Origin of the sequence: Paraburkholderia heleia NBRC 101817 (assembly GCF_000739775.1) — a bacterium.
GTDB lineage: Bacteria > Pseudomonadota > Gammaproteobacteria > Burkholderiales > Burkholderiaceae > Paraburkholderia > Paraburkholderia heleia.
This window is the reverse complement of the sequence record NZ_BBJH01000036.1, coordinates 22,165-49,149: the sequence shown is the minus strand read 5'-3', so window position 1 is coordinate 49,149 and position 26,985 is coordinate 22,165. Positions and strand designations below refer to the sequence as shown.

Genomic DNA, 26,985 nt, shown 5'->3' with positions numbered 1-26,985 from the left:
GGGAAAACGAATCGTCAGGCGTCGACGCGCTGAGGCGCCGGATCGCGTTCGTATCGCGCTTGAGCGATGAAGTCGGCCGCCCGCTCGCCGATCATCACGCTCGGCGCATTCGTGTTGCCGCCGATGAGCGTCGGCATGACCGAGGCATCGGCGATGCGCAGCCCCGTCACGCCGCGCACGCGCAACTGCGGGTCGACGACGGAACGCGCGTCGCCGCCCATGCGGCAGGTCGCGACGGGGTGGTAGATCGTGTCGGCGTGGCGGGCGATCGTCTCTCGCAACTGCGCGTCGCTCTGCTCGCCGTGCGTGTAGAGTTCGCGGCCGCCCAGCCGCGCCAGTGCGCTCGCGTCGAGGATGCGCCGCGCGAGGCGCGCGCCCTGCGCTAGCGCGTCGAGGTCGCGCGGATCGGACAGAAAGCGCGGGTCGATCACGGGCGCCACGCGCGCGTCGGCGCTCGCGAGCGTGAGCGTGCCGCGGCTCGCCGGGCGCAGTACGCACACGTGCAGCGAATAGCCGTGGCCCCAATGCAGGCGGCGGCTATGATCGTCGACGAGCGCCGTGCAGAAGTGCAGCTGCAGGTCGGGCCGGTCGAGTTCGGGGCGGCTCTTCAGGAAGCCGCCTGCTTCCGCCACGTTGGTCGTGAGCATGCCGCGCCGCCCGCGCAGATAACGCACGAGCCCTGCGGTCATGCGCGCCACGCCGCGCAGCGAGTAGCCCACGGTGTCACTCGAATGCACGCGCTTGTTGAAGGTGAAATCGATATGGTCGATCAGGTTGCGGCCGACTTCGGGCGCATCGTGGCGCACCGCGATGCCGAGCGCACGCAGTTCGTCGGCGGGGCCGATGCCCGAGCACATCAGCAACTGCGGCGAGTTGAACGCGCCCGCGGCGAGGATCACCTCGGCGCGCGCGTGCAGCTTCTCGATCGCGCCGCCGCGCGCAAGCTCCACGCCGCTCGCGCGCGCGCCGTCGAAGCTCACGCGCAGGACCGTCGCGTCGGCGATCAGATGCAGGTTTGGCCGCTCGCGCCCATACAGATACGCGCGCGCCACTGTGCAGCGTTCGCCGCCGCGCTGCGTCACCTGATAGAAGCCGACGCCCTCCTGTTCCTCGCCGTTGAAGTCGTCGTTCAGGCGAAAGCCCGCCTCGCGCGCGGCCTCGACGAAGCGCGCAGCCACCGGATTGCGCTCGCGCAGGTCGGCCACGCCTAGCGGACCGCCCGCGCCATGCCACGCGCTCGCGCCGCGCTCGTTGTCCTCGGCGCGCAGAAAGTACGGCAGCACGTCGCGCCACGCCCAGCCCGTGCAGCCAAGCTGCGCCCACTCGTCGTAGTCGAGCGGATGGCCGCGCGTGTAGATCATCGCGTTGATGATGCTCGAGCCGCCGAAGCCGCGGCCGCGTGGCTGGTAACCGCGCCGTCCGGCGAGTCCAGGCTGCGGCACGGTTTCATAGGCGTAGTTGTTTTTCGTTCGAAACGGGACGAGCGCGGCGACGCCGAGCGGCATGTTGACGAACGGATTGCGCGCCGTGTGCGGTCCGGCCTCGACGAGCGCGATGCTCGCCTGCGGGCAGCGCTCGGCGAGGCGCCCCGCCAGCGACGCGCCGCCCGAGCCGCCGCCTACGATGATGTAGTCGTATTGCATCGTCTCCGCCTGTCCAGTGCGCGCTATTTGCACGTTCGTTCGTTTTCGGCTTCAATGGCGCATTGTAGGAAGCGTCTGATTCCGAGGTCAGCTTTTATGTCAGAGCATCCACTCTAAAACTGACGGCGGATCGAAGCCTATGATGGAAGGCGGTTCAGCCTTGCATCGGAGACAAGCAGATGAACCCGACGGAAGTCACGCATCGCCCCGGCACGACCCACGAAGTGACGAACCAGGCGCCGCCGCTCGCCGACTACAACCTCTTCACCACCGACGCCGCGCTCGGCGAGGCCCTCGCGCGCGCGGGCGCGGACTGGCACCGCGAAACGCTCGCGCGCCACGGCGAGACGCTCGGCAAGGCGCAAACGCTCGCGCTCGCGGAGCTCGCCAACCGCCACGAGCCCGAACTGCACACGCACAGCCCGCGCGGCGAGCGGATCGACGCGATCGAATTCCACCCCGCCTGGCACGAGTTGCTCGCGCTGCTGCGCGAACAGGGGCTGCATGCGCTGCCGTATTCGGACCCGCGACCGGGTGCGATGGCCGCGCGCTGCGCGGGCTACTTCCTGCACGCGCAGATCGAATCGGGGTCGTTATGCCCGCTGACCATGACGTTCGCGAGCATTGCCGTGCTGCAGCGCGAGCCGGCGCTGTTCGAAACGCTGCGTGCGCCGCTCTACACGCGCGAGCACGACGCGCGCGACCTGCCGCTCGCGCAGAAGCGCTCGATGATGATCGGCATGGGCATGACGGAGAAGCAAGGCGGCTCGGACGTGCGCAGCAACCGCACCGAGGCGCGAGCGGCGGGTGCCGAAACCGGACGCGGCGCGGCGTATCTGCTCACCGGCCACAAGTGGTTTTTCTCGGCGCCGCAGTGCGACGCGCATCTCGTGCTCGCGCGCACCACGGAGCACGACGGCTCGGGCGCCCCCGGCCTCTCCTGCTTCCTCGTGCCGCGCTACCGGCCAGACGGCACGAAAAACGCGATCAATGTGCAGCGCCTGAAGAACAAGCTCGGCAACCGCTCGAACGCGAGCAGCGAAGTGGAGTTTTTCGATGCCTACGGCGTGATGATCGGCGACGAAGGCCGCGGCGTGCCGACCATCATCGAGATGGCGAACTACACGCGGCTCGACTGCGTGATCGGCAGCGCGGCGCTGATGCGCGCGGCGCTCGTGCAGGCGATTCACCACGCGCGCCACCGCAGCGCGTTCGGCCGCGTGCTCGCCGAGCAGCCGCTCATGCAAAACGTGCTCGCCGATCTCGCGCTCGAATCGGAAGCGGCAACGGCGCTCTTCATGCGTCTTGCGCGCGCCTTCGAAGACAGCGCCGAGACGAAACCCGCCGACACCGACGACAAGTCGCTCGAAGCGCGCGCCTGGCGGCGCATCGTCACGCCCGCGGCGAAGTTCTGGGTCTGCAAGCGCGCGCTCGCGTTCACGGGCGAGGCCATGGAAGTCTGGGGCGGCAACGGCTACGTCGAAGAGGGGCCGATGGCGCGCTTTTACCGCGAAGCGCCCGTCAACTCGATCTGGGAGGGGTCGGGCAACGTGATGTGCCTCGACGTGCTGCGTGCGCTCGAACGCGAGGCCGACGCCGCCCAGGTGCTCTTTCTCGCGTGGCGCCGCGACGCGCAGACTCACCCGGTTCTGAACGCCGCGCTCGACCGCCTTTCGGTGCTGCTCAACGGCGCGCCGGGCACGCGCGAGGCGAGCGCGCGGCGCATCGCGCAGCAGATCGTGCTGATCGCCCAGGCCATGCTGCTGCGCGACGGACCGCCCGAGATGGCGCAAGCGTTCATCGCCACGCGCCTCGACGAGCACGACGCCGACTGCGACCGCGTATTCGGTACGCTGCCGGCGCGCTTCGACCATGCCGCGATCATCGAGCGGGCGTTTGCGTCGAGCCAGGCGTGATCGAAGCGTGATCCCAGCGTGATCCGTGCCAAGCAAAAATAAAGTTCTACAGTGGCTGCGTATTGCCGACTGAAGACCAACGGTGCTTCGCGGGGTCGGGTCCCGGTTTGCCGGCACCCAGCGAGCGGGTGGTACTCAGGCTAACTTCGAAAGTACCGCCATAGCTTCATGATCATGAAGTAGGCAAGCGTTGCCACAATCAGATCGGCCAGCAGGATGATCGGGATGTACAGGTCATCCGGGTCACGAACGCCGAGCCAGTTGGCGGCGTGCAACCATGCGCGCGCCTGATTGGCTGGCATGGGTATCGGGTATGTGTGGATATAGGGCACTGCCAGGCAGAACAGGCCGACAAACAGCGCGACCTTCAACAGCCTACGGACAAGTATTCCGATATGTGACGACCTCGATCGATCCATAAGCATTGATCCCCGGCTTACCGGCCGCAATCTTCCCGGTTCCCAGCAGCGCCGAGCGGATACGCAGGAAATCGACGCGGCTCGGCAGAGTAATGCAGCCAAGCGTGATCAACTGGACTTCCAATCGCTGAATTAACCGTGTGCTTTATGGAGGCCCATGCGCGAGACCCGAAGCCGCCTGTGACGCGATCCACGATCCAGTACTTTCCGGCAGGGATCGGACTGTTTGAAGGAATCATCGTACAGCCACCCCTATTTCGGTATTGATCACTCCCGGAATATTCGCGATTTAACAATTTCCGGTAGACCTACGAGGACCGACCATGAAGCAGGACCTGCCCGAAGACTTCGCCCGCAGTGCGCACGACGCGCCCGCAGACCCGCGCGACGCGCTCGACACGCTGCTCGCCGCGCAGCGCGAAGCGTTCCTGCGCGACCCGTTCCCGTCCTGGGACGCGCGTGCGCGCCATCTCAAGGCGCTGCGCGAGGTGCTGTTCTCGCACCGCGACGCGCTCGCCGACGCGATGAACGCCGACTTCGGCCAGCGCGCGAAGGCGGAGGTCGCGCTCGCGGAATTCGTCGTCCTCAAGCAGGAGATCGATGCGGCGCTCAGGCACGGCGCACGCTGGATGAAGCCGCGCCGCAGGCCGGTCGGCAAATGGCTGCTGCCCGGGCGCGCGAAGCTCGTGCCGCAGCCGCTCGGCGTGGCGGGGATCGTCGTGCCGTGGAACTATCCGCTGCAGCTTGCCGCGAGCCCGCTCGTGTGCGCGCTCGCGGCGGGCAACCGCGCCATGATCAAGATGTCGGAGCTGACGCCGCGCACGTCCGCGCTCTTCGAGGCGCTGATCGGCAAGACCTTCGCGCGCGACCACGTGGCGGTCGTGAACGGCGACGCGTCGGTTGGCGCCGCCTTCAGCGCGCTGCCGTTCGACCATCTGCTCTTCACGGGCTCGACGCGCGTGGGGCACGAGGTCATGCGCGCGGCTGCTGCGAACCTCACGCCGGTCACGCTCGAACTGGGCGGCAAGTCGCCCGTGATCATCGGCGAAGCGGCGCGCCTGAATTACGCCGTGGACAGCCTGCTGCTCGGCAAGACGCTGAACGCCGGGCAAACCTGTATCGCACCCGACTACGTGCTGCTGCCGCGCGGGCAGGAGGCGGCGTTCATCGCCCGCGCGCGCACGCGCTTCGCCCAGCTTTATCCGGACTTCGCGAACAACCGCGACTACACGTCGATCATCTCGGCGCGCCACTTCGAGCGCCTGCAACGCCTCGCCGACGAAGCGCAGGCAAGCGGCGCGCAGTTGCACGCGCTCGGCACGCACGACGCCGCCACGCGGCGCTTCGCGCCCGTCATCGTGACGAACGCCGGCGCACGGACGGCGCTCATGCAGGAGGAAATCTTCGGGCCGCTCTTGCCGCTCGTGCCCTACGACACGCTCGACGAAGCGTTGCGCTACGTGAACGAGCGCCCTCGCCCGCTCTCGCTCTACCTCTATGCCGACGACCCGCGCACGGTCGCGCGCGTGACGCGCGAAACGGTGGCGGGCGGGATGTCGGTGAACGAGACGCTCATGCATGTCGCCGCCGAGGGACTGCCGTTCGGCGGCGTCGGGCCGAGCGGCATGGGCGCGTATCACGGCTACGAGGGCTTCGTCACGTTCTCGCAGATGAAGCCCGTCTTCACCCAGGCGCGGCTGAACGCGCGCGGACTCATCGCGCCGCCCTACGGCAAGCGCGTCGCCTGGCTGATCAGGTTGATGTTGAAGGGTTGAAGGGCAGCGCGGGGCGCGTGCCGCCGATCCTGCGAACGTCGCTGATATCGCGTGGTGCGGTCGCGGCCGGCGTGGCGGTTTGCGCCTGCGCGGCAGCGTTGGCCTTCGCGTCGTCGCCCGCTTCAAGGCGGTGCAGCCAGGCAAGCAGTTCGGCCACCGCCTGATAGAGCTGCGGCGGGATCTTCGCGTCGAGGTCCACGCGCATGAGCAGCGAGACCATCTCGGGCGCTTCGTGCACGTAGAGGCCCGCTTCCTTCGCACGTTGCACGATCATTTCCGCGACAAGGCCGTAGCCCTTCGCGACCACGCGCGGCGCGCCGTCGCCTTCGGGGGCGTCGTAGGCGAGCGCGGCGGCGCTCTTGCGGTGCGTGCGGCTCATCACAACTCCCAATCGTGGTCGAGGCGGCGGTTGCGCGGATCGGCCGCGTCGGCGCCCGCTCGTGCAGCGGGTGCATCCGCCGCGGCGCCAGCCTGCGTGTTCTGCGCCGTGGCCGCGGCGGATGTGGTTTGGGCGGCGTAGGCACTCGCGGCGTTCGCGGCCCTTGCCGCCTCGGCGGGGCTCGCCGCGGCGCCGCTGCCGATCTCGCGGATCGAGAGCCCCGCGAGCGTGAGCCCGAGCGCTTCGAGCCGCCCGCGCAGCGACTCGCTTTGCGCCGTGAGGCGCGCGGCGCCGCCCGCGTTCGCCTGCACGCGCACGGCGAGCGTCGAGCCCGTCAGCGTGAGTTCCGCATCGACGGTGCCGAGCTTCGGCAGCGCCAGCGTGAGCCGCGTGCGCCATGGAATGTCGTCGGCGTCTGCCCCGCCTGCGCCCGGGTGCGGGTCGCGGGCATCGTAGTCGTCTTGCTGGATGCTCCAGTCCACCCGCACGCCCGGCCAGGCCTCGCCATTCCAGCGAAACTCGCCGGTCGCGAGCAGATCGAGCTGCTGGCGCACGAGCGGGATCACGGCCGGATGGACCGTCGGGCCGGCGGCCTGCGCGGCAGCCTCGTGCATGGCGGGCAACAGGGTGTCGGCAAGCGTCGCGCGCGCCTCGGCCTGGCTCGCGGCCGCTTCGTCGTGCAGATCCGCGAGCCCGGAGAAGGCGCGCGCCAGCGCGGCATTGATCGCGTTTGCCGTGTTGCGGGCATTGCCCGCTTCGCCGCGCGCGGCGCCCGGCGCGTCGGAGAACGTTTCGATCCACTGCACGTCGTCGACGTCGTCGGCCGGGCTCCAGTCGAGCGGCAATTGCGAGTGAGCGCCGAGCAGACGGTTCTGCGGTTCGTCGGCAAGTTCGGCGGGCGAGAGCAGGCCGCGCAACCATTGCGCGAGGTGGGCTTCGTAGAAGAGCCCGCTCGTGCTCACCGTCTGCGCGAGCGACGCAGCGAGCGCGGCGACCGGGCCGGCCTGTGCGGCGGCGGTTTGCGCAGCTTGTGCGGCCTGAGCCGTTTGTCCGGCTTGCGGGTTTTGCGTGGATGACGCTTGCGCGGAAGCGCCGGTCCCGGCGTCGGCCGCCCCGGCCAGCGCCTCGCCGGCCAGACCCTGGGCCGCGAGCGCCACGTCCGCCAGCAACGCAGCTTGCGCCGCCTGCGCCTCGCCGGCGAGACCCGGCAGCGGCAACGTGGCCGCGCCGCCAGGCGCAGCGTCCGCATCGGGGCTGGCCCAGAGCGGCGCGCGGCCCACCACGGCGGGTGTCGCTTCGCCGCCCGAGCGGATGATGGCGTCGAGCGCGAGCGCAACGGCCGAAAGCACGGTCTGCGTGGAGTCCTGCGTCGTGCTGGTGTTGGCGGCGGTGTCGGCGAGCGCGGCGGTGCCCGTTGCGAGCGCCGAGACGCCCGTTTGCGCCGCGCCGGAGGCGCTCTGCGGCCCGACCGGCGTGAGCGCCGCGATGCGGCTCGCGAGGAGCGCGGCGGCTCCGGTGTCGATTCCGTTCATGGTGTTCCGGATCTGCGCAAGGCGCTGACCCGCCGGTTCATGGGGCGTTGCGCGCCGTTGCCTCGCGAGGCGTCATGCGCCGCGCTAGCGGGCTCCGTAGATTTCCTGCAAGACCCGCGCGGGCTGCACGGTGCCGTAAAAGAGCGCCGAAAGCCGCGCCATGCAAGGGCTTGCGAGATCGCGAATGGCGGCGTCGTCGGCGAGGATCTGGCGGATCAGCTCGTACTTGCGCGCCCGCTCGGAAACCGTGAGCCGCACCGCGGCTTCGGCGTCCTTCAAGGCATCGACGAGGATCCGGTACTCCTCCTGCAAGCCGATCAGATCGTTCCAGTGCGCATCGCGCGCCGCATGGAGCATCTGCTCCGACACGGCCGCTATCGCTTCGTAGCGGGCGAAGTAGTCTGCTTTTGAACTCATCTCATCAATGAGCCGGGCGCTGACGCGGACGCCTGTTCGGCCATCCTCGCCACTTCCGGCGCTATCCCCAACCAGGCTTCTTCGAGCGTAGCCAGCAGTCCATCGACCTCGACCAGCATGGTCTCGCTCTGTTTAATATTGGCTTCCAGCAGGCGCTTCGTCATGTAGCTGTACAGCGCATTCAGGCGTTGGGCGATCTCGCCGCCCGCCTCGACGTTCAACGCGAGCTGAAGTCCGCTCTCGACAATCCGGATCGCCTTGGCGATCGCCTCGCAACGCGGGCCGACGTTGCCGGCCTGCAAATGCATACGTGCCTGCGCGATGGCCTGGCGCGCCCCCTGGTACAGGAGCACGATCAGCTTGTGCGGGCTCGCACCCATGACCCCCGTTTCGACGCCCACACGTGCGTAGGCGTTAGCTCCAGATTGGGCTGGGGAAAACATCGGCGCTTCTCCTTGATACGTTTGGCTTGAATGCGGTCGTCCGGCGCCTGCGCGAAGCACGAGCGGCGGACTCTTCTAGCCGGGTTATCGGAACGTAGGGGAAGAAGCTTTAGCGCGTTGACTGGGCAAAGGCCACGGGCACCGTCACACCTGGATCTGCATGATGTCGGTGTAGGCGGCCACGAGCTTGTTGCGCACCTGCAAGCCGAACTGGAAGCCGATGTTGGCTTTCTGCATGTCGACCATCACGTCGTTGAGCGACACGTTGTTCGCGCCCAGCTCGAACGCCTGCGACTCGCCAACCGCCTTCTGCTGGGCGTCGCTGATCTGGTCGAGCGACGACTTGAGCGCCGCCGCGAACCCGCCGGCCGTGGCCGCGCCCGACTTTTCGTCGGCTGCGGTGGGGCCGCCGGCCGCCTGGGCCGCCATCGACTGCATCTGGGCCAGGGCGGACGTGAGCGGGGATACTGGCACGGTCATGTTTGCTCCACGAAAAGGGGACATGCGGGGAATTCCGGGGACGAGCCCCAGGGCCGGGGTTCGGCTATCCCGCAGCAATGCCGCGGGTCCGGCCGGCGCGGCGCACCGACAGGGCGCCGAATCTGGAGGAGAGCATAGCAGCGGGTCCGTTTCGGCAGCCCCGAAACTAGGGGGAAAACCCGGCTCTATTCGCGCAATCGGCTTGCCAGTGGCCCCGGATAATGCATCACGTGAAAGTCTCCGCCGTGCAAGGCGAGACCTGGAAGCCTCCGGAGATACCCGTCGCATGGATTCGACTGCCAATTCTTTGATCAACCCCGACGCCCGCATGGGCCTCGCCACCTCTGGCGCGGGCGCCGCGCCCGGCGCTGGCGCGGGCGCAGGCCTGGGCGGCGCGGAAGACCTCGGCGGCGGCTTCGCACAACGCCTTGGCTCGCTCTCGTCGCTGCGCAACGTGCGCGGCAACCCGCGCGCGCCGCTCATTTTCGCCGTGGCAGTGCTCGTGGCCGTGGTCGCGGGTCTCGTGCTGTGGTCGCGCGCGCCCGACTACAAGGTGCTGTACAGCAACCTGTCGGATCGCGACGGCGGCGCCATCATTACTGCGCTGCAGGCCGCCAACATTCCCTACAAGCTTTCGGACGCCGGCGGCGCCATTCTCGTGCCCGCCGAGCAGGTCAACGAAATGCGCCTGCGCCTCGCCTCCCAGGGGCTGCCCAAGAACGGCTCGGTCGGCTTCGAGCTGATGGACAACCAGAAGTTCGGCATCAGCCAGTTCGCCGAGCAGGTCAACTACCAGCGCGCGCTCGAAGGCGAGCTCGAGCAAACGATTCAGTCGATCGCGAGCGTGAAGTCGGCACGCGTGCATCTGGCCATTCCGAAGCCTTCGGTGTTCGTGCGCGAGCGCGAAGCGCCCTCCGCCTCGGTGCTCGTGAACCTGTATCCGGGCCGCATTCTCGACGACGGCCAGGTTGCCGCGATCACGCACATGGTGGCTTCGGCCGTGCCGGACCTGCCGGTGCGCAACGTGACGGTGGTCGACCAGGACGGCAACCTCCTCACCCAGAGCGCCACGGGCGTGGGCCTCGACGCCTCGCAGCTCAAGTATGTGCGCCAGGTCGAGCACGACACCCAGGCACGCATCGACGCGATCCTCGCGCCCCTGTTCGGCGCCGGCAACGCGCGCTCGCAGGTGAGCGCCGACCTCGACTTCTCGAAGCTCGAGCAGACCTCCGAAGCCTACGGTCCGAACGGCAACCCGCAGGCCGCCGCCATCCGCAGCCAGCAGCAGAACATTTCGACGGAAATGCAGCAAAGCGGCGCGGGCGGCGTGCCCGGCGCGCTCACGAACCAGCCGCCGCAGCCGGCTTCGGCGCCGATCAACGCGCCTGCGGGTGCGAGCGGCGCCTCGGCCCCGGTGCCGGTCTCCGATCATCGCGACACCACCACCAACTACGAACTCGACAAGACTGTGCGCCACTACCAACAGGCGCCGGGCGACGTGAAGCGCCTGTCGGTCGCCGTGATCGTGAACTATCAGCCGAAGATGGACGCCAGGGGCCACGCCACCATGCAGCCGCTCGACGCGCAAAAGCTCGCGCAGGTCGAGCAGCTCGTGAAGGACGCCATGGGCTACGACGCCAAGCGCGGCGACTCGGTGAACGTGGTGAACGCCGCGTTCCAGACCGAAGTCGACCCGAATGCGAACCTGCCGTGGTGGCGTCAGCCCGACATCCTCGCCCTCGCCCGGCAGATTGCGACCTGGCTCGGCATTGGCGCGGTGGCGCTGTTCCTCTATTTCGTGATGGTGAAGCCGGCGCTGCGCCGCGCGTTCCCGCCGCCCGAGCCCGTTGCGCCCGCGCTGCCTGGCATGGCCGACGGCGAGCCGCTCCTGCTCGACGGCATCCCCGAAGCCGTGCGCGTCGGCGGCGCGGGCGCGCAAGGCGAAGACAGCGCGGACAACGAAGCCGCCCTGCTCGCCTTCGAAAACGAGAAGAACAAGTTCGAACGCAATCTGGAATACGCGCGCAACATCGCGCGCCAGGATCCGAAGATCGTCGCAACCGTCGTGAAAAGCTGGGTGAACGATGAACGCTGAAGGCGCAACCAAGAGCGCGCTGCTGCTCATGTCGATCGGCGAGCAGGAGGCCTCCGAGGTCTTCAAGTTCCTCGGTCCGCGCGAAGTGCAGAAGATCGGCGCCGCCATGGCGGCGCTCAAGAACGTCAAGCGCGAAGAGATCGAAGTCGTGCTGCAGGAGTTCGTGAAGGAAGCCGAGCAGCACACGGCCTTCTCGCTCGACTCGAACGACTACATCCGCAACGTCCTCAACAAGGCGCTGGGCGAGGACAAGGCCGGCGCGATCATCGACCGCATTCTGCAAGGCGGCGACACGAGCGGCATCGAAGGCCTCAAGTGGATGGATTCGGGGTCGGTAGCCGAACTCATCAAGAACGAGCACCCGCAGATCATCGCGACGATTCTCGTTCACCTCGACCGCGACCAGGCCTCGGAAATCGCTTCGTGCTTCACCGAGCGCCTGCGCAACGACGTGCTGCTGCGTATCGCGACACTCGACGGCATCCAGCCGCAGGCGCTGCGCGAGCTCGACGACGTGCTCACGAACCTCCTCTCGGGCAGCGACAACCTCAAGCGCAGCCCGATGGGCGGCATCCGCACGGCGGCCGAAATCCTCAACTTCATGACAAGCCAGCACGAAGAAGGGGTGATCGAGAACGTCCGCCAGTACGATGCGGAACTCGCGCAGAAGATCATCGATCAGATGTTCGTGTTCGAGAACCTGCTCGACCTCGAAGACCGCGCGATCCAGCTGCTGCTCAAGGAAGTCGAATCGGAGTCGCTCATCATTTCGCTCAAGGGTGCGCCGCCCGCGCTGCGTACCAAGTTCCTTTCGAACATGTCGCAACGTGCGGCCGAACTGCTCGCCGAAGACCTCGACGCGCGCGGTCCGGTGCGCGTCTCGGAAGTCGAGGCGCAGCAGCGCCGCATCCTGCAGATCGTGCGCAACCTCGCCGAGAGCGGCCAGATCGTTCTAGGCGGCAAGGCAGAAGACGCTTATGTCTGACACGCGCTCCGCGAACAGCCATCGCTCGGCGTATCAGCGCTGGGAGATGGCCTCGTTCGACCCGCCGCCTCCCCCGCCGCCTCCCCCGCCGCCGCCGCCCACGCCCGACGAAACGGCCGCGTTCGAGGCCCAGCTCCACGCGCTGCGCGACGCGGCGCACCAGGAAGGGCTGCGCTCCGGCCACGTCGCGGGCCAGGCGCTCGGTTATCAGGCCGGACACGAACAGGGCCGCCAGCAGGGCTTCGAGCAGGGCCAGGCCGAAGCGCGCGCGCAGGCGGCGCAGCTCGCGGCGCTCGCCAGCCGCTTTAGCGATGCGCTCGAAACAGCGCAGGCCGGCGTGGCCGAAACGCTCGTCGAGCTCGCGCTCGACATCGCGCAGCAAGTCGTGCGCCAGCACGTTCAGCACGACCCCACGGCGCTCGTCGCGGTCGCGCGCGAAGTGCTCGCGGCCGAGCCGCAGCTCACCGGCTCCCCGCAACTCGTGGTGAGCCCCGCCGATCTGCCGATCGTCGAGGCCTACCTTCTGGACGACCTGCAGGCGCGCGGCTGGAGCGTGCGCACCGACCCGACGATCGAGCGCGGCGGCTGCCGCGCGCAGGCCGCGACGGGCGAAACCGACGCCAGCGTCCGCACGCGCTGGGAGCGCGTGACGGCCGCGCTCGGCAAGGCCCGGCCATGGTGAATCACCCGCAACCGCCGAGCCGTCAGGCGATCCACACGGGCGGCCTCACGCCGCTCGAGCAGGAGCTCGCGCTCGCGTCGTTCGGCCCGCTCGCGAGCGACCCCGCGCAGCTCGGCGCGCTGCTCGTGGGCGACCTCGACATCCCGGCCAGGCGCGAGGCGCGCGAACTGGGCGCCATCGACGCAATCGACGCCGCCCTCGCCGCGGACCCGGCCGATGCGCCGCCACGCCAGACCGATCACGGCGCGACCGGCGCGCCGGACGATGCCAAAGCCGCGAGCGCACCCTATGTGCCGCCGGCGAACTACGACCCGGCCAACCCGTTCCTGACCTCGTGGAACGCGCAACTGCAGGGCGTGCGCGAGCGCAATGCGCTCGCCCTGCCGCTGCGCGGCTGCGGGCGTCTCACGCGCGCGGCGGGCCTCGTGCTCGAGGCGGTGGGGCTGCGCCTCGCCGTGGGCGCCGAGGTGATGATCGAACTGCCGCCGGGCAGCTCGCTGCCGATGGCCGAAGCGGAAGTGGTCGGCTTCGGCGGCGACAAGCTCTTTCTGATGCCGACGACCGAAGTCGCAGGCCTGTTGCCCGGCGCGCGCGTCTGGCCGCTGGAAACCGCGCCTATCGCCGACCCGAAAGCCGGTGCGAAGCGCCTGCCGGTGGGCTGGGGCATGCTCGGCCGCGTGGTCGATGCCTCGGGCAAGCCGCTCGACGGCCTCGGCCCCCTGAACACCGAAGCCGACGCGCCGCTCACCGCGCCCGTCATCAACCCGCTGAACCGCGAGCCGATCCACAAGGTGCTCGACGTGGGCGTGCGCGCGATCAACGCGCTGCTCACGGTCGGGCGCGGCCAGCGCATGGGCCTCTTCGCGGGCTCGGGCGTGGGTAAATCGGTGCTGCTCGGCACGATGGCCCGCGCGACGAGCGCCGAAGTCATCGTGATCGGCCTGATCGGCGAGCGCGGCCGCGAAGTGAAGGAATTCATCGAGCAGATCCTCGGCGAGGACGGCCTCGCGCGCTCGGTCGTCGTGGCCGCACCGGCCGACGTTTCGCCGCTTTTGCGCATGCAGGCCGCCGCGTACACCACGTCGCTGGCCGAATATTTCCGCGACGAGGGCAAGCACGTGCTGCTGCTCATGGACTCGCTCACGCGCTACGCGATGGCGCAGCGCGAGATCGCGCTCGCCATCGGCGAGCCGCCCGCAACCAAGGGTTATCCGCCTTCGGTGTTCGCCAGGCTGCCGGCGCTCGTCGAGCGCACCGGCAACGGCCCCGAGGGCGGCGGCTCGATCACGGCGTTCTACACCGTGCTCACCGAAGGCGACGACCAGCAGGACCCGATCGCCGACTCGGCGCGCGCGATTCTCGACGGCCATATCGTGCTTTCCCGCGCGCTCGCCGAGGCGGGGCATTATCCTGCCATCGACATCGAGGCCTCGATCAGCCGTGCGATGACCGCGCTGATCGACGACCAGCATCTGAACCAGACGCGCACGCTCAAGCAGATGCTTTCGCGCTACCAGCGCAACCGCGACCTCATCAACGTGGGTGCGTACGTGAGCGGACGCGACGCCGTGCTCGACCGCGCGATCGCGCTGTATCCGCGCATCGAGGCCTTTCTTCAGCAGGGTTTTCGCGAAACCGCGAACTATGATCAGAGCGTCGAGATGCTCGGCCAGCTGATCGGAGCCAGGACATGACGAAACAGACCGCGCTGCAAACCTTGATCGGCCTCGCGCAGGACGACGTCGACGCCGCCACGCAAAAGCTCGGCCGCGTGCAGCGCGAGTGCGTCGAGGTCGAGAAGCAGCTCGAGGCGCTCATCGCCTACCGTGACGAGTACCACACGCGTTTCACCGAATCGGCGCGCAGCGGCATGGCCGCGGGCAACGTGCGCAACTTCCAGGCGTTCATCGACACGCTCGACGCGGCGATCGACCAGCAGCGCCGCCTGCTCGAACAGGCCACCGCGCGCGTGGAGGCCGCGAGGCCCGAGTGGCAGCGCAGCAAGCAGAAGCTCGGCTCGTACGAGGTCCTGCAAACGCGCCACGACGATGTGCAGGCCCGCAAGGACGCCCGCCGCGAACAGCGCGACGCCGACGAGCACGCCGCCCGCGTGCTGCGCACGCGCACGTCGCAACATCCGTAAATCCGCTTCCGAGGCCGCCGCCATGTCGCTCCTCTCTTCCCTTTCTTCGCTGTTCGGCGCCGCCGCGGACGCGGTGTCGGGCAATACCGCATCGAACAGCGCGTCGAACGCCATCAGCCAGGCGGACGCGTCGAGCCAGGATTTCGCCCAGGCGCTGCAGCAGCAGATGAACGCGCAAAGCGCGCAGGCGAACCAGAACGCCCAGGCGGCGCAAAGCGCGCAGTCGAATGCGTCCGCACAGTCGAACTCGAACGCGTCGAGTAGCAACGCGCCGCAAAGCGGCAGCACCACCAGCAGCAGCACGCAGACCTCGAGCTCGAACTCGAGCCAGGGCTCGCAGGGCACGTCGAGCGCCGATCACCGCGCCGCCGCCGCGCGAGCCCAGCAAAAGCAGGCCGCCGACGCAGGCGCGCAAGCCGCCGCGGCTCAGGCCCAGCAGGCCCAGCAAGCGCAACAGGGCCAGCCGGCCCAGGACGGCAAGAGCACCGCCGCGAATGCCGACGGCAGTCAGACGAGCAGCGACGGCACGCTCGCCGGCGTCGCCGCTGCCGCAGCAGCAGCGGCCGCCACGGCAGCCGCCGGTGCGGCAGGCGACGGCACGGCCACGGGCAGTGCCGCGAGCGGCAACGCGAAGTCGGTGCACGACGCCCTGCAGGCCGCGCTCGCGCAGTTGCGCGGCGGCGCGGGTACGCTCGCCACGCATGCGACGGGCACGGCCGGCTCGGCTGCGAATGGCGCAACCGCGGCCAGCACGGCCTCGGGCTCGAACATCGTCAGCAGCTTCGCCTCGCATTTGAGCGCGACCGCCCAAAGCAAGGCGTTCAGCACGGCCGCGAGCGGCGACGCGGCCAAGGGCGCCACGCCGACCGCGACGGACGCGGCGAAGGCCGCCGCCGACGCGCTCACGGCAGCGGCGCAGCAGCAGGCAGGCGCCGCCACGCAGACCGACGCCACGGCGAACACCGCCACGACCGACGCGCTCGCGGCGAACCAGGCCGCAGCGGTCGCCGCCGCGACGGCCGCGCAGGCCCAGGCCGCCCAGGCGGCCAGCGCCACCGCGAATCCGGCGGCGGCCGCCGCCGCCGCGTCGATCGCGCCGCAGGTCGGCACGAACGACTGGCAGGACGCGCTCAGCCAGAAGGTCGTGTTCCTCTCCAACGCGCACCAGCAGTCGGCGGAACTCACGCTCAACCCGAAGGATCTCGGACCGCTCCAGGTCGTTCTGCAAGTCTCGGACACCCACGCGCACGCCCTCTTCGTCTCGCAGCACCCGCAGGTGCGCGAAGCCGTCGAGGCGGCCCTGCCGAAGCTGCGCGAGGCCATGGAGCAAAACGGCATCGGCCTTGGCAGCGCGAGCGTGAGCGACGGCTTCTCGCGGCAGATGAACCAGCAGGCGCAGCAGGACGGCGGCGGTTCTGGCCGCTCCGGCGGTTCCGGTTCGGGCTCGGGCAGCACGCTCGCGGCGGCGGACGCCGTGGACGACACGAGCAGTGTCGCGAGCGCCACGCAGCGCTCAGTCGGTCTGATCGACACGTTCGCCTGACCCGCGCCGGGTCCTTTCCCGGTCCGTTCGCCCCGGCGGGACCCGCCCGCCCCTTGGGGCAACGCAGCCGCGCACGCGGCTGCCTGCGTTCGGCCCGCGTTCGCATGGCGCGCCCGCTTTGCCGCGGCGCGCAACAAAACCACGAGATAGCCGGAATTCCCCCGTCTATTCCTCCCATCGCCGAAAGGCAAAAGCCGGAACAATGCAGCATGCCCGGACTGACCACCTGGTCGGCGCCCCGGACCCTTGCAAGCATCCAGGCTGACTTTTCGACATGGCGACCACCACCGCATCCCAGCAAGCCGCGCCCCAAAGCGCGAAACCCGGACCGATGAAGCGCATTCTCCTCATCGCGCTCATTGCGATCCTCGCCGCTGCGGCGGCGGGCGGCGCGACGTGGTTTTTCATGTCGCGCCACACGGCCAGCGCGCCGGCCACGCCGGCCGCGGCGCCGGCGGCCATGCCCGTGTACTACGCGCTCGAGCCGATGACCGTCAATCTGCAGTCCGACGACGGCGAGTCGCACTACCTGCGCATCGGCCTCACGCTCAAGCTCGACAGCCAGGCGACCCAGGACGCGCTCGTCGCGCGCATGCCCGAGATCCGCAGCCGCCTGTTGCTCGCGCTCTCGAACAAGCATCCTTCCGACCTCGCGCCGCTCGACGGCAAGCGTGCGCTCGCCACGGAACTCGCCGTGCTGATCTCGCAGCCTGCGGGCGCGAACGAGAAGCCGATGCACGTCGACGACGTGCTGTTCACCGAATTCGTCGTCCAGTGAGCGTGGCTGACATGATTCCCGCGATGGAGGGCCAGTCATCATGACGATGGGTCACGACGAGTTCATGTCCCAGGAGGAGGTCGATGCCCTCCTCAAAGGCGTCACCGGCGAAGTCGATTCCGATTCCGGCGGCTCCGAAAAGCAGGGCGTACGGCCCTACAACATCGCGACGCAGGAACGGATCGTTCGCGGCCGGATGCCCGGCCTCGAAATCATCAACGAGCGCTTTGCCCGCCTCTTGCGCGTCGGCATCTTCAATTTCATGCGCCGCACGGCCGAAATCTCGGTCGGTCCGGTGCGCGTGCAGAAGTACAGCGAATTCACCCGCAACCTGCCGATCCCGACGAACCTGAACCTCGTGCACGTGAAGCCGCTGCGCGGCACGTCGCTGTTCGTGTTCGACCCGAACCTCGTGTTCTTCGTCGTGGACAACCTGTTCGGCGGCGACGGGCGCTTTCACACGCGCGTGGAAGGCCGCGACTTCACGCAGACCGAGCAGCGCATCATCGGCAAGCTGCTCAATCTCGTGTTCGAGCACTACACGAGCGCATGGAAAAGCGTGCGGCCGCTGCAGTTCGAATACGTGCGCTCCGAAATGCATACGCAGTTCGCAAACGTCGCCACGCCCAACGAGATCGTGATCGTCACGCAGTTCTCGATCGAATTCGGGCCGACGGGCGGCACGCTGCATATCTGCATGCCCTACTCGATGATCGAGCCGATCCGCGACGTGCTCGCCTCGCCGCTGCAAGGCGAAGTGCTCGACGTGGACCGCCGCTGGGTGCGCGTGCTCTCGCAGCAGGTGCAGGCCGCCGAAGTCGAGCTCACGGCCGACCTCGCGCAGGTGCCCGTCACGTTCGAGCAGATCCTGAACATGAAGAAGGGCGACGTGCTGCCCATGAACATCGCGGAGCACATCACCGCCAAGGTGGACGGCGTGCCCGTGATGGAGTGCGGCTACGGAATTTTCAATGGTCAATACGCGTTGCGGGTCCAGAAGATGATCAGCGCAGCCGACACGATGAAGGAAGGTGGATATGAGTGACATCAACGGCACGAGCGCAGACGAGCCGGTGCTCGACCCGGGTTTCGACGCCGCGGCGCAGGAAGCCGGCGCCGACTCCATGGACGACTGGGCGAGCGCGCTTGCCGAGCAGAACAGCAACGAAGCGCCCGCCGCGCAACCGACGGCCGTGTTCCAGCCGCTCTCGAAGGTCGATTCGACCCGGACCGCCAACGACATCGACATGATTCTGGACATTCCCGTCCAGATGACCGTGGAGCTGGGCCGCACCAAGATCGCCATCCGCAACCTGCTGCAACTCGCGCAAGGCTCGGTCGTGGAACTCGACGGCATGGCCGGCGAGCCGATGGACGTGCTCGTGAACGGCTGTCTCATCGCCCAGGGCGAAGTGGTGGTCGTGAACGACAAGTTCGGCATCCGTCTTACCGACATCATCACGCCGTCCGAGCGGATCCGGAAGCTGAACCGATGAACCCCGAGGCTGTTGCCGGCGCCGCTTCCCGCACCAACGCACGACGCGCCGGCCTGTCCCGCGGCGCGCGCGTACTGCGATTCTCGTGGCGCCTCGCCGTGCACCTCTCGCTCGCCGGCGCCGCCGTTTTCGCGGTCATGAGCGCGCGGGCCGCCGACCTTCAGGCGGTCAACGAAGCGGCGCGCGCGGCATCGGGTGCGTCAGGCGCCTCCGCCGTGATCGCCGGCAGCGCGGTCCCCTCGCTCGGGTTCGGCGCGGTCGTGCAGACGGTGCTGGGTCTGGCGCTCGTGATCGCCGTGGTGTTCGGCTGCGCCTGGCTCGCGCGGCGTCTCGGCCTGCAAGGCGGCCCGCATAACGCGCTCGTGAAGACCGTGGGCGGCGCATCGCTCGGCGGCAAGGAGCGCGTGGCCGTGGTCGAGATCGGCGACACCTGGCTCGTGCTGGGCGCCGCGCCCGGCAGCGTGCGCCTGCTCCACACGCTGCCCGCGGGCGAGCTGCCCGCAGGCGTCGCGGCCGCCGCGCCCAACGCCCCCGCCCTCTCGGGCACCTTCGCACGGCGCTTTCGTGACGCGCTGAAAAGCGAGGCGAACAAACGCATCAACGCGCGTTTCATGCGTCACGACGGCGGAGCGCAGTAAATGCACGGCAGTTCCCTTCACGCGCCGGGTGCGGGCGGCGACGTCCGCGCACGCGCGGCTACCCTCGCGAAGATCGCCAGAACGGCGCGCCCGTTCGCGCTGATGCTCGGCGCGCTCGCCTTCGCCCTCGCGCTGCCGCACCTCGCGCATGCACAAGGCGTGAGCGGCCCGCAAGGCCTGCCCGCGTTCAATACGAGCCCGGGCCCGAACGGCGGCACGACCTACTCGCTGAGCGTGCAGACGATGCTGCTGCTCACGATGCTGTCGTTCCTGCCGGCGATGGTGCTGATGATGACGAGCTTCACGCGCATCATCATCGTTCTCTCGCTGTTGCGCCAGGCGCTCGGCACGACCACCACGCCGCCCAACCAGGTGCTCGTGGGCCTCGCGCTCTTTCTCACGCTGTTCGTGATGTCGCCGGTGCTCGACAAGGCCTACAACGACGGCTACAAGCCGTTCGCGGCCGGCACGATTTCGATGGACGACGCCGTGGCGCGCGGCGTCGCGCCGTTCAAGACCTTCATGCTGCGCCAGACCCGCGAGTCCGATCTCGCGCTCTTCGCGCGCATCTCGCACGCAGCGCCCATGCAGGGACCCGAGGACGTGCCGCTCACGCTGCTCGTGCCCTCGTTCGTCACGAGCGAGCTGAAGACGGGTTTCCAGATCGGCTTCACGGTCTTCATTCCGTTTCTCATCATCGACCTGGTGGTGGCGAGCGTGCTGATGTCGATGGGTATGATGATGGTCTCGCCCGCGACGATTTCGCTGCCGTTCAAACTCATGCTGTTCGTGCTGGTGGACGGCTGGCAGCTGCTGATCGGCTCGCTCGCACAGAGCTTTACCTGAGGACACAGACATGACGCCTGAAATGGTCATGACGCTCTCGCACGAGGCAATGTATGTGGCGCTCCTGCTTGCCGCGCCGCTCCTGCTCGTCGCGCTCGTGGTGGGTCTCGTGGTGAGCCTTTTCCAGGCGGCCACGCAGATCAACGAATCCACGCTCGCGTTCATCCCGAAGCTGGCTGCCATTGCGGTCACGCTCGTGATCGCGGGGCCGTGGATGCTTACGACGATGCTCGACTACATGCACCGCATCTTCACGAGCATTCCGCAGCTCGCAGGCTAGGCGCGGCCCCGGCCGCCCCTCCTCCGCGCTTTCGCCCCCTTCCGGCACACGATGTTTACGGTCACCTACGCGCAGCTCAACGCCTGGCTCACGGCCTTCCTCTGGCCGTTCACGCGCATTCTGGCGCTCGTGGCGGTCGCGCCCGTGCTGGGCAACCGCTCCGTGCCGACCCGCGTGAAAATCGGCCTCGCGGGCTTCATCACGCTGATCGTCGCGCCCACGCTCGGCGCCATGCCGCAGGTCACGGTGTTTTCCGCCGAGGGCGTGTGGATCCTCGTCAACCAGTTCCTGATCGGCGTGGCGCTCGGCTTCACGATGCAGCTCGTGCTGGCGGTCGTGACCGCGGCCGGCGACATGATGAGCCTCGGCATGGGGCTCGGCTTCGCGAGCTTCTTCGACCCGCAGGCCAACACCAGCACGCCCGCGCTTTCCTCCTGGCTGAACATGATGGCGATGCTCGCCTTCCTCGTGTTCGACGGCCATCTGCAGATGATCGCCGCGCTCGTCGCCACGTTCCAGACGCTGCCCGTCACGGCGAGCGTGCTCGGCGCCTCGGGCTGGCAGCTGATCGCCAACTACGGCACGACGATCCTCACCTCGGGCCTGCTGCTCTCGCTGCCGGTGGTGGTCGCGCTGCTCATCACCAATCTGTCGCTCGGCATTCTGAACCGCGCGGCCCCGCAAATCGGCATCTTCCAGATCGGCTTCGCACTTACGATGCTCGTGGGCCTGCTGCTCGTCCAGCTCATGATGCCCAACCTGATTCCCTACTTCGCGCGCCTGTTCGACAGCGGCATCGATCAGATGGGCCGCGTGGCCGCCGGGTTGAAGCCAGCCGGTTGAAGCGGGTTTTGCACAGCGCGTGCAGGTGCAGGTGCAGGGCAATAAAAAAGCGGACCGAAGTCCGCTTTCTTTTCCCCACTCAACGCCCCGCGATCAAGGATTGATGTACTGGAACAGCGAGAGATTCTGCGTGGCCGCAAAACTCTTCTGCGAAGCCGTGAGCGCATTCGAGAGCTGCTCGAACTGGCTGATCGCGGCCACCGTGTCGGTGCTCGTGAGGTCGGCCAGGTTCGAGGTGACCTGCAGCGAGTTGGTCGACGTGACCGTTTGCAGCGCCTTCACCTCCTGCTCGCGGCCGCCCACGGAAGCCTGCACCGTGATCACGTTCGAGAGCGAGTTGCCGACCTGCGTGAGACCGGTGTTCAACGCGTTGTTGAGATTGGCGACGGCGGCCTGGGAGCCGCTCGTCGGCGTGTTCAGCGCAGCGATGATGCTGTCGATGCTCGCGAACACGTCCGTATTCTGCGACGCCGTGGCGGGCGTGACCGAGAACGCGTCGCCCGCGGCGGGCGTGCCCGACATCGTCACGCTCATGCCCGAGCCGAGCGCGATCGCATTGCCTTCGGTGTAGGTGGCCGGGGTCGTCGTGGTTGCCGGGCTGACGCTGTTGTCGGTCACCGTGTAGGTGAGCGCGCCCGTGGTCGGGTCGTTAGCGAACGCAATCGAATAGTTGTCGTTGTTGGTCGCCTGGGTCGGATCCGTCACCGTCACGCCGCTGATCACGCCCGTGCCCTTGTTCGACGAACTGCCCGAGGCCACGTTGGCCGACCCCACGGCCTGCACGCTCTGGAACACCGCGGTGCCCGTGTCGCCCACCGCGATGTTGCGCGTGCCGGCCACCTGCATCACGCGCTGGCCCGCGTCGCCGTTGTAGGTCACGCCGCCGCCCGACTTGTTCGAGAACACCTGCGAGGTGCTCTGGAAGCCGGAGAAGATGTAGTTGCCCGCGCCATCCGTGGTATTGGCGAGCGTGAGCAGCTGGTTGCGGTCGCCTTGCATCTGCTGGGCGATCGCCTGGCGCGCCTGGTCCGTGAGCGAACCGTTCTGCGCTTCGATGATGAGCGAGTGGATGCTCTGCATCGTGCTCGTCACGCTCGTGAGCGTCGTGTCCTCGAGCTGCAGCGCGGTGAGCGCCGTGGTCTGGTTCGACGAGTACTGCGTGAGCGTCGCGCTCGTGGCGGAAAGCGTCACGGCCTGCGCGGCGCCGAGCGGATTGTCGGCCGGGTTCGAAATCGCCACGCCGGTCGAGATCTGCTGCTGGACCTGAAGGAGCTGAGCCTGCTGGTTCTCCATCGTGGACAGACTGGAGGAAAAAATCTGGGAAGTCGCGATACGCATGGGTCAGCGCCTCACTGGAGAATGCCGATCAGGGTCTGGAACAGCGACGCCGCCGTCTGGATCACCTTGCTGTTGGCCTGATAGAGCTGTTGATACTGCAGCAGGTTGGCGGCCTCCTCGTCGAGGTTCACACCCTGCACCGACTGCTGCTGCGAAGTGAGCTGCGTCACGAGCGACTGCTGCGACGTGTTCGACGCCTTCAGCTGGCTGGCGGTGTTGCCGATCGTGTTGACGTAGTTCGCATACGCCGAGGTCAGCGTGGTCGACCCCGTGTACGCCGTGCTCGACGTGAGGTTCGCGAGCGCGAGCGCGTTGCGGCCGTCCTGCGTGCCGCTCTTGTTGCCCGCCACGGTGAACGTGTCCTTGTTCGAGGGCGTGCCGGTCATCGTGAAGCTCACGTTGGTCGCGGTGGCGTTCGCGCCGGCCGAATCCGTGAGGTTCGTGATGGTATAGGTTGCGCCCGTGGTCGGATCGTAGGGCACGCCGGTCACAGGCGGCGTCGCGGCGCTGTTGATCGTCACGGTGCTGGTGGTGGTCGACCCCGGCGTCGTAATCGTGACGGTCGTGCCGTTGGGCAGGCCGGTCAGCGTGCCCGCCGCCTGGTTGTAGGTGAGCGTGACCGGCAGGTTCGTCGTCGAATAGCCGGCGCCCACCGCGCCTTGCGTGACGTTGGCCGTGCCCGCGTTGGTGGTGGCCGCCGAAACGACCACCGGCGTGGCCGCCGCGATGGCCGCGGGGTCGCTGGTCGCGACCGAGAAGCTCGCGAGTGCGCCGGCCGTCGGCTGGATCATGAACGAGTCGCCCGCGCTCACCGTGCCCGAAGGCGTGATCGAGAAGCCGCCGATCGTGATCGGCGCGGCGCCGTTCGGCTGGGTGGCGACCAGCGAATTCGTCGTCGTGTCGGTGAGGTTCCAGTTCGTGCCGTCGTAGCTCAGCTTGTAGTTGTCGGTGAGCGGCTGCGTGCTGTTCGTGAGCGTCGCGCTTACCGTGGTCTGCGCGTCGGGGTTCGTCGAGCTGGCCGTGACGAGCGGGTTGCCCACCGTGAACAGATTGCCGCCGGGGCCGCCCGAGAGCGTGAGACCGAGTGCGTTCTGCGAGTTCACCTGCGCGGCGAAGCTCGTCACGATCGCGCCCAGCTGCGACTCCGCCGGATCGAGCGTGGTCGAAACGAACGAGACCAGGCCGCCCACGGTGCCGCCTTGCAGCGCGGCCGACGACAGCACCTGCGGCGCGCCTTGCGACGCGGGGCTCGCGCCGTTCAGGCCCTGCCACGTCACGGCCAGCTCTTGCGGGTTGGTGCTCGACGGCTGCGTGCCGAGGTTGTAGCTCTGGCTGCTCACCACGAGCGGCTGGCCGTTGCCGAGGAAAACGCTGTAGCCGGTGCTGCCCTGCACGACCTGCACGCCCACCAGCTGCGAGAGATTCGCCACGGCTTGATCGCGCTGATCGAGTAACTGGTTCGGCTGCTGGCCGCTCGCGCTCGCGGACGTGATCTGCGCATTGAGGCTCGCGATCTGCTGCGTGTAGGTGTTGATTTGCGAGACCGCGCTCGTGAGCTGCGTGTTCACGCTCTGGCGCATCGCGTCGTACTGCTGGCTCGCGGCGTTGATCTGGGTGGCGAGCGTCTGCGCGTCGGAGAGCACGGTTTGCCGCGCTGCGGTATCCGAAGGCGAATTCGAGACGTTCTGCAGGCCCGTGAAGAAGTTCGTGATCGCGGTGGCGATGCCCGAGGTCGGGCTGCCCACGAGGTTCGAGAGTTGCGTGGCGAGGTTGTACGAAGCCGTGTACGAACTGCTGGCCGTCTGCGCATTGTTGACGGCCGTCGTGAGGTACTGGCTGTAGGCGCGCTGCACGGTCGCGGTGGTGACGCCGCTGCCGAGGTAGCCGTTCGACGTGTACTGCCCCGCCGATTCCTGGTACACCGGCTTCTCGACGGTGTAGCCCGCGGTCGTCGAGTTGCTGATGTTCTCGCCGGTGGTCGAGATACCAATCTGCGCCGCCTGCAGGCCGCTCAGACCGATCGAGAAAATGTTGGACATGCGTGATCCTCGAAAACGGCCTGCCCCCTGGCAAGCCGCGTGCTGTACTCACGGTATAACGGCAACGCACCGCAAAAATTGAGCGCCACGATGGTGGCGAAAGCGCGGCGAAAACGTTAGCGTGCGCGGCTTGCGCGCGGCGGTCGAACCGGCGCATGCGCGGCGTCGGCCAGGGTGCTGCGGATCGCGCGGGCGAGGCTGTGCCGGTCAGGCACGCGCGAGCGCGCGGCGCTTCATCTCGAGCTGCGTGATATAGCGCTGCAGCGTGTTCTCGGCGGAGCCGGGCAGCGCGTCGAAGCGAAAGCCCATGTGATAACGGCGGTCGCCGTTGGGCAGGTCGATGAAGCGCAGCACGACGAGCGCGAGATCCACGCGCAGCTTGCCGTGCGCGCGCAGGTCGAGCTCGATGTCGGGCAGCACGAGGCCCATGGCGAGGTCCGCCACGCGCTCGTCGGTCGTGCGCAGCCCGAGGCCGCCGAGCGAGAGGTCATGCACCTCGTAGGCGAAGCGCGGGCCGCCGCCCGGCAGCTCGCCGCGGCAGATGCACGGCTCGAGCACGGGCGTGTCGACACGGAAGTACTCGCGCCGCTGCACGTAGAAGAGCACTTCGGGGAAATCGGCTTCGAACGCGGGGTGCCCTTCGAACTCGGTGCGCCGCGGCGTAGCCGTCTTGAACTCCACGCGCACGCCGTCGGGCGAGGCGTGGAACTGGCACTCGGGCGCAGCGAGCACGCCCGAGTTCTGCTCGGGCAGCGCGCCCCAGTCGAACACGAAAGTACGCTCGCGTCCGTTGACGGCCAGAATGCGCGTGACGAGCTGTCCGCCGCGATACTGGAGGGTCAGGAAATCGCCGCGATTGACGAGATTGCGTAGCTGGACGCCGATCTCAAGCGGATTGCGGCGCCCAAAATCGTGGGAGCCTTCCGCACCCTCGCCTGCTTCCTGTGGATTCGACTGAACGGTATTCATCGGCCTGCCGGAAATTCGTGAACGTGCCGGCGCGCCCCGCGGACCCTTTCCGCACGCGCCGTTCGGGCGGTCCAACCGCCCGGATTGCTTTCCATCTTGCCTGCATTAGCGGCAGACATGACGAAAAATTTAGGGATTGGGCGTAAAAAAAATGTGCCCGTTCGATGCATGAAACACGTGTGCGCAGCTTCTTCCGGCAACTGCGCCGAGGCAACGTTTGCGGTTGCCTGATTAACGTCAACCGCATGATGTCAACTGCGTGACGTCAACCGCGCGGCGCCCGCCGTCGAATCCGCCGTCGGGTCCGGCCCTCAGGCCATGCGCTGCATGATGGTCAGCAGCTTCTTCGCGTAGTGCGGGTCGGTGGCGTAGCCTGCGCGCTGCATGCCGTGCGCGAAGCCCTCGGCGCTCTTCGAGCCGTTGATCACCGACGCATAGCGCGGATTGTTCTTGAGGAGCGAGGCATAGTCGGTCATCGCTTCTTCGTACGAGTCGTAGGCGCGGAACTTCTCCACCACGCGATGCGGCTGGCCGTTCACGTACTCGGTCGTGACCGTCGAGACGGTCTTGCCGGTCCAGTCCTTGCTCGCCTTGATGCCGAACACGTTGTGGCTCGTCGAGCCGTCGGCGTTCTTGATCTCACGCTTGCCCCAGCCCGATTCGAGCGCGGCCTGGCCGAGAATGAAGCGCGCCGGGATGCCCGTGGTCGAGCTGGCCTGCTGCGCGGCGTTGGCGAGCTTGTCGACGAAGGCGTCCACCGAGGCGTCGCCGTTGCCCCTGACCGGCGGCGTGAGCGCGCTGTTGCCGCTGTAGCCCGCGCCGTTGGCGAGCGCGCCGTTGGCGGCAGCGTTGCCGTAGGCGCGGCCGAGCGCGTTAAGCATCGCGAGGTTGCCTTCGCTCGCGTCCGAGCCCGAAAGCCCGGAAATCGCGCCCGCCACGCCGCCTGCGCCGCCCGCGCCATCGGCACCGGCCGCGCCGCCCATGCTGCGCATGAGCTGCTTGAGCATCGCGTTCGCCACGCCGATGCCCTTGTTCGACATCTGCTGGGCGAGCTGCTGGTCCAGCATCGAGGTGAACTGCGCGCCGTCGTGCGAGTCGAGCGGACCGTCGTCAGGCGTTGCGTCGCGCATGCTCTTGAGCATCATCTGCGTGAAGACCGCGTCGAACTGCTTCGCGGCCATCTTTACGCCCTGCTGGGGTGAGGCGTTCGCCGCGGCGCGCATCGAGTCGAAGCCCTGCACGTCGAGCGCGAAGCGGTTGGAAAGGTCGAGGCCGCCGCCGATGTTCTTCGTATTATCCAAGTTGC

The 26,985-nt window shown here is 68.1% G+C and carries 27 protein-coding genes; 15 read left to right on the top strand and 12 right to left on the bottom strand.

All coding sequences use genetic code 11. The features are described 5' to 3' along the window. Window positions 1–14 precede the first annotated feature (14 nt). Window positions 15–1,643 (bottom strand): GMC family oxidoreductase, encoded by a 1,629-nt coding sequence (locus BHE01S_RS26550; RefSeq protein ID WP_042269068.1) that lies wholly within the window; start codon window positions 1,641–1,643, stop codon window positions 15–17. 179 nt (window positions 1,644–1,822) lie between these two features. Here BHE01S_RS26550 and BHE01S_RS26545 point away from each other — a divergent pair, with 179 nt between their 5' ends. Continuing rightward, complete coding sequence (locus BHE01S_RS26545) at window positions 1,823–3,559, top strand: isovaleryl-CoA dehydrogenase (RefSeq protein ID WP_042269066.1); 1,737 nt, start codon at window positions 1,823–1,825, stop codon at window positions 3,557–3,559. Between the two features lie 140 nt (window positions 3,560–3,699). Here BHE01S_RS26545 and BHE01S_RS26540 read toward each other — a convergent pair whose 3' ends face one another. Both BHE01S_RS26540 and BHE01S_RS37135 read right to left on the bottom strand, forming a co-directional pair. Further along, entirely contained in the window at window positions 3,700–3,930 is a 231-nt protein-coding gene (locus BHE01S_RS26540) for a hypothetical protein (protein ID WP_322787336.1), read from the bottom strand. Between the two features lie 65 nt (window positions 3,931–3,995). After that, on the bottom strand, window positions 3,996–4,217 hold the full coding sequence (locus tag BHE01S_RS37135) for a hypothetical protein (RefSeq protein ID WP_322787335.1): 222 nt from the start codon (window positions 4,215–4,217) through the stop codon (window positions 3,996–3,998). Between the two features lie 84 nt (window positions 4,218–4,301). Between BHE01S_RS37135 and BHE01S_RS26535 the strand changes: the two genes are divergently transcribed. After that, the gene (locus tag BHE01S_RS26535; protein ID WP_084069253.1) at window positions 4,302–5,753 is read left to right on the top strand and encodes a coniferyl aldehyde dehydrogenase; all 1,452 of its coding nucleotides are present in this window, start codon (window positions 4,302–4,304) and stop codon (window positions 5,751–5,753) included. Here the strand turns inward: BHE01S_RS26535 and BHE01S_RS26530 are convergent. The 5 genes from BHE01S_RS26530 to fliE form a co-directional block, all read right to left on the bottom strand. Further along, the gene (locus BHE01S_RS26530; RefSeq protein WP_084069251.1) at window positions 5,731–6,132 is read right to left on the bottom strand and encodes an EscU/YscU/HrcU family type III secretion system export apparatus switch protein; all 402 of its coding nucleotides are present in this window, start codon (window positions 6,130–6,132) and stop codon (window positions 5,731–5,733) included. The two genes, BHE01S_RS26535 and BHE01S_RS26530, sit on opposite strands and share 23 nt — an antisense overlap. Beyond that, the gene (fliK, locus tag BHE01S_RS26525) at window positions 6,132–7,664 is read right to left on the bottom strand and encodes a flagellar hook-length control protein FliK (RefSeq protein ID WP_042269064.1); all 1,533 of its coding nucleotides are present in this window, start codon (window positions 7,662–7,664) and stop codon (window positions 6,132–6,134) included. Before fliK ends, BHE01S_RS26530 begins: the two co-directional genes overlap by 1 nt. A gap of 84 nt (window positions 7,665–7,748) precedes the next feature. Continuing rightward, the gene (locus BHE01S_RS26520; RefSeq protein WP_042269062.1) at window positions 7,749–8,081 is read right to left on the bottom strand and encodes a flagellar protein FliT; all 333 of its coding nucleotides are present in this window, start codon (window positions 8,079–8,081) and stop codon (window positions 7,749–7,751) included. After that, the gene (gene fliS / locus BHE01S_RS26515; RefSeq protein ID WP_042269060.1) at window positions 8,078–8,524 is read right to left on the bottom strand and encodes a flagellar export chaperone FliS; all 447 of its coding nucleotides are present in this window, start codon (window positions 8,522–8,524) and stop codon (window positions 8,078–8,080) included. Before fliS ends, BHE01S_RS26520 begins: the two co-directional genes overlap by 4 nt. Window positions 8,525–8,668: 144 nt before the next feature. Beyond that, window positions 8,669–9,004, bottom strand: a complete 336-nt coding sequence (fliE, locus tag BHE01S_RS26510) for a flagellar hook-basal body complex protein FliE (protein ID WP_042269057.1) — start codon at window positions 9,002–9,004, stop codon at window positions 8,669–8,671. A gap of 286 nt (window positions 9,005–9,290) precedes the next feature. Between fliE and fliF the strand changes: the two genes are divergently transcribed. From fliF to fliR, 13 genes are all read left to right on the top strand, one after another. Beyond that, the gene (gene fliF, locus BHE01S_RS26505; RefSeq protein WP_042269055.1) at window positions 9,291–11,099 is read left to right on the top strand and encodes a flagellar basal-body MS-ring/collar protein FliF; all 1,809 of its coding nucleotides are present in this window, start codon (window positions 9,291–9,293) and stop codon (window positions 11,097–11,099) included. Beyond that, complete coding sequence (gene fliG / locus BHE01S_RS26500; RefSeq protein ID WP_042269052.1) at window positions 11,089–12,084, top strand: flagellar motor switch protein FliG; 996 nt, start codon at window positions 11,089–11,091, stop codon at window positions 12,082–12,084. Before fliF ends, fliG begins: the two co-directional genes overlap by 11 nt. Next, complete coding sequence (gene fliH / locus BHE01S_RS26495) at window positions 12,077–12,766, top strand: flagellar assembly protein FliH (RefSeq protein WP_042269050.1); 690 nt, start codon at window positions 12,077–12,079, stop codon at window positions 12,764–12,766. The genes fliG and fliH overlap by 8 nt, the downstream gene beginning before the upstream one ends. Further along, complete coding sequence (fliI, locus tag BHE01S_RS26490) at window positions 12,760–14,460, top strand: flagellar protein export ATPase FliI (RefSeq protein WP_042269048.1); 1,701 nt, start codon at window positions 12,760–12,762, stop codon at window positions 14,458–14,460. Before fliH ends, fliI begins: the two co-directional genes overlap by 7 nt. Beyond that, on the top strand, window positions 14,457–14,909 hold the full coding sequence (fliJ, locus tag BHE01S_RS26485) for a flagellar export protein FliJ (RefSeq protein ID WP_042269046.1): 453 nt from the start codon (window positions 14,457–14,459) through the stop codon (window positions 14,907–14,909). The genes fliI and fliJ overlap by 4 nt, the downstream gene beginning before the upstream one ends. A gap of 22 nt (window positions 14,910–14,931) precedes the next feature. Then, window positions 14,932–16,452, top strand: a complete 1,521-nt coding sequence (locus BHE01S_RS26480; RefSeq protein ID WP_042269044.1) for a flagellar hook-length control protein FliK — start codon at window positions 14,932–14,934, stop codon at window positions 16,450–16,452. A gap of 274 nt (window positions 16,453–16,726) precedes the next feature. Then, window positions 16,727–17,230, top strand: coding sequence for a flagellar basal body-associated protein FliL (gene fliL / locus BHE01S_RS26475; protein ID WP_042269042.1), 504 nt, complete (start codon window positions 16,727–16,729; stop codon window positions 17,228–17,230). Between the two features lie 46 nt (window positions 17,231–17,276). Beyond that, window positions 17,277–18,275, top strand: a complete 999-nt coding sequence (gene fliM, locus BHE01S_RS26470) for a flagellar motor switch protein FliM (RefSeq protein ID WP_042269184.1) — start codon at window positions 17,277–17,279, stop codon at window positions 18,273–18,275. Continuing rightward, window positions 18,268–18,726 carry a flagellar motor switch protein FliN gene (fliN, locus tag BHE01S_RS26465; protein ID WP_042269040.1) on the top strand — a complete coding sequence of 153 codons (459 nt, stop codon included), beginning with the start codon at window positions 18,268–18,270 and terminating at the stop codon, window positions 18,724–18,726. Before fliM ends, fliN begins: the two co-directional genes overlap by 8 nt. A gap of 137 nt (window positions 18,727–18,863) precedes the next feature. Then, complete coding sequence (gene fliO / locus BHE01S_RS26460) at window positions 18,864–19,364, top strand: flagellar biosynthetic protein FliO (RefSeq protein WP_042269182.1); 501 nt, start codon at window positions 18,864–18,866, stop codon at window positions 19,362–19,364. Between the two features lie 102 nt (window positions 19,365–19,466). Next, a complete protein-coding gene (gene fliP, locus BHE01S_RS26455; RefSeq protein ID WP_245639871.1) occupies window positions 19,467–20,210 on the top strand; it encodes a flagellar type III secretion system pore protein FliP in 744 nt (247 codons plus the stop codon). 10 nt (window positions 20,211–20,220) lie between these two features. Continuing rightward, window positions 20,221–20,490 carry a flagellar biosynthesis protein FliQ gene (gene fliQ, locus BHE01S_RS26450; protein ID WP_028203375.1) on the top strand — a complete coding sequence of 90 codons (270 nt, stop codon included), beginning with the start codon at window positions 20,221–20,223 and terminating at the stop codon, window positions 20,488–20,490. 51 nt (window positions 20,491–20,541) lie between these two features. After that, window positions 20,542–21,333, top strand: a complete 792-nt coding sequence (gene fliR / locus BHE01S_RS26445; protein WP_042269036.1) for a flagellar biosynthetic protein FliR — start codon at window positions 20,542–20,544, stop codon at window positions 21,331–21,333. 93 nt (window positions 21,334–21,426) lie between these two features. Here fliR and flgL read toward each other — a convergent pair whose 3' ends face one another. From flgL to flgJ, 4 genes are all read right to left on the bottom strand, one after another. Continuing rightward, window positions 21,427–22,671 (bottom strand): flagellar hook-associated protein FlgL, encoded by a 1,245-nt coding sequence (flgL, locus tag BHE01S_RS26440; protein ID WP_042269034.1) that lies wholly within the window; start codon window positions 22,669–22,671, stop codon window positions 21,427–21,429. Between the two features lie 11 nt (window positions 22,672–22,682). Beyond that, window positions 22,683–24,710 carry a flagellar hook-associated protein FlgK gene (gene flgK / locus BHE01S_RS26435; protein ID WP_042269033.1) on the bottom strand — a complete coding sequence of 676 codons (2,028 nt, stop codon included), beginning with the start codon at window positions 24,708–24,710 and terminating at the stop codon, window positions 22,683–22,685. 207 nt (window positions 24,711–24,917) lie between these two features. Further along, window positions 24,918–25,679: a flagellar brake protein gene (locus BHE01S_RS26430; protein ID WP_042269030.1), complete on the bottom strand. Its 762-nt coding sequence runs from the start codon at window positions 25,677–25,679 to the stop codon at window positions 24,918–24,920. Between the two features lie 311 nt (window positions 25,680–25,990). Further along, the gene (gene flgJ / locus BHE01S_RS26425) at window positions 25,991–26,980 is read right to left on the bottom strand and encodes a flagellar assembly peptidoglycan hydrolase FlgJ (RefSeq protein ID WP_042269027.1); all 990 of its coding nucleotides are present in this window, start codon (window positions 26,978–26,980) and stop codon (window positions 25,991–25,993) included. Between the last annotated feature and the right edge of the window lie 5 nt (window positions 26,981–26,985).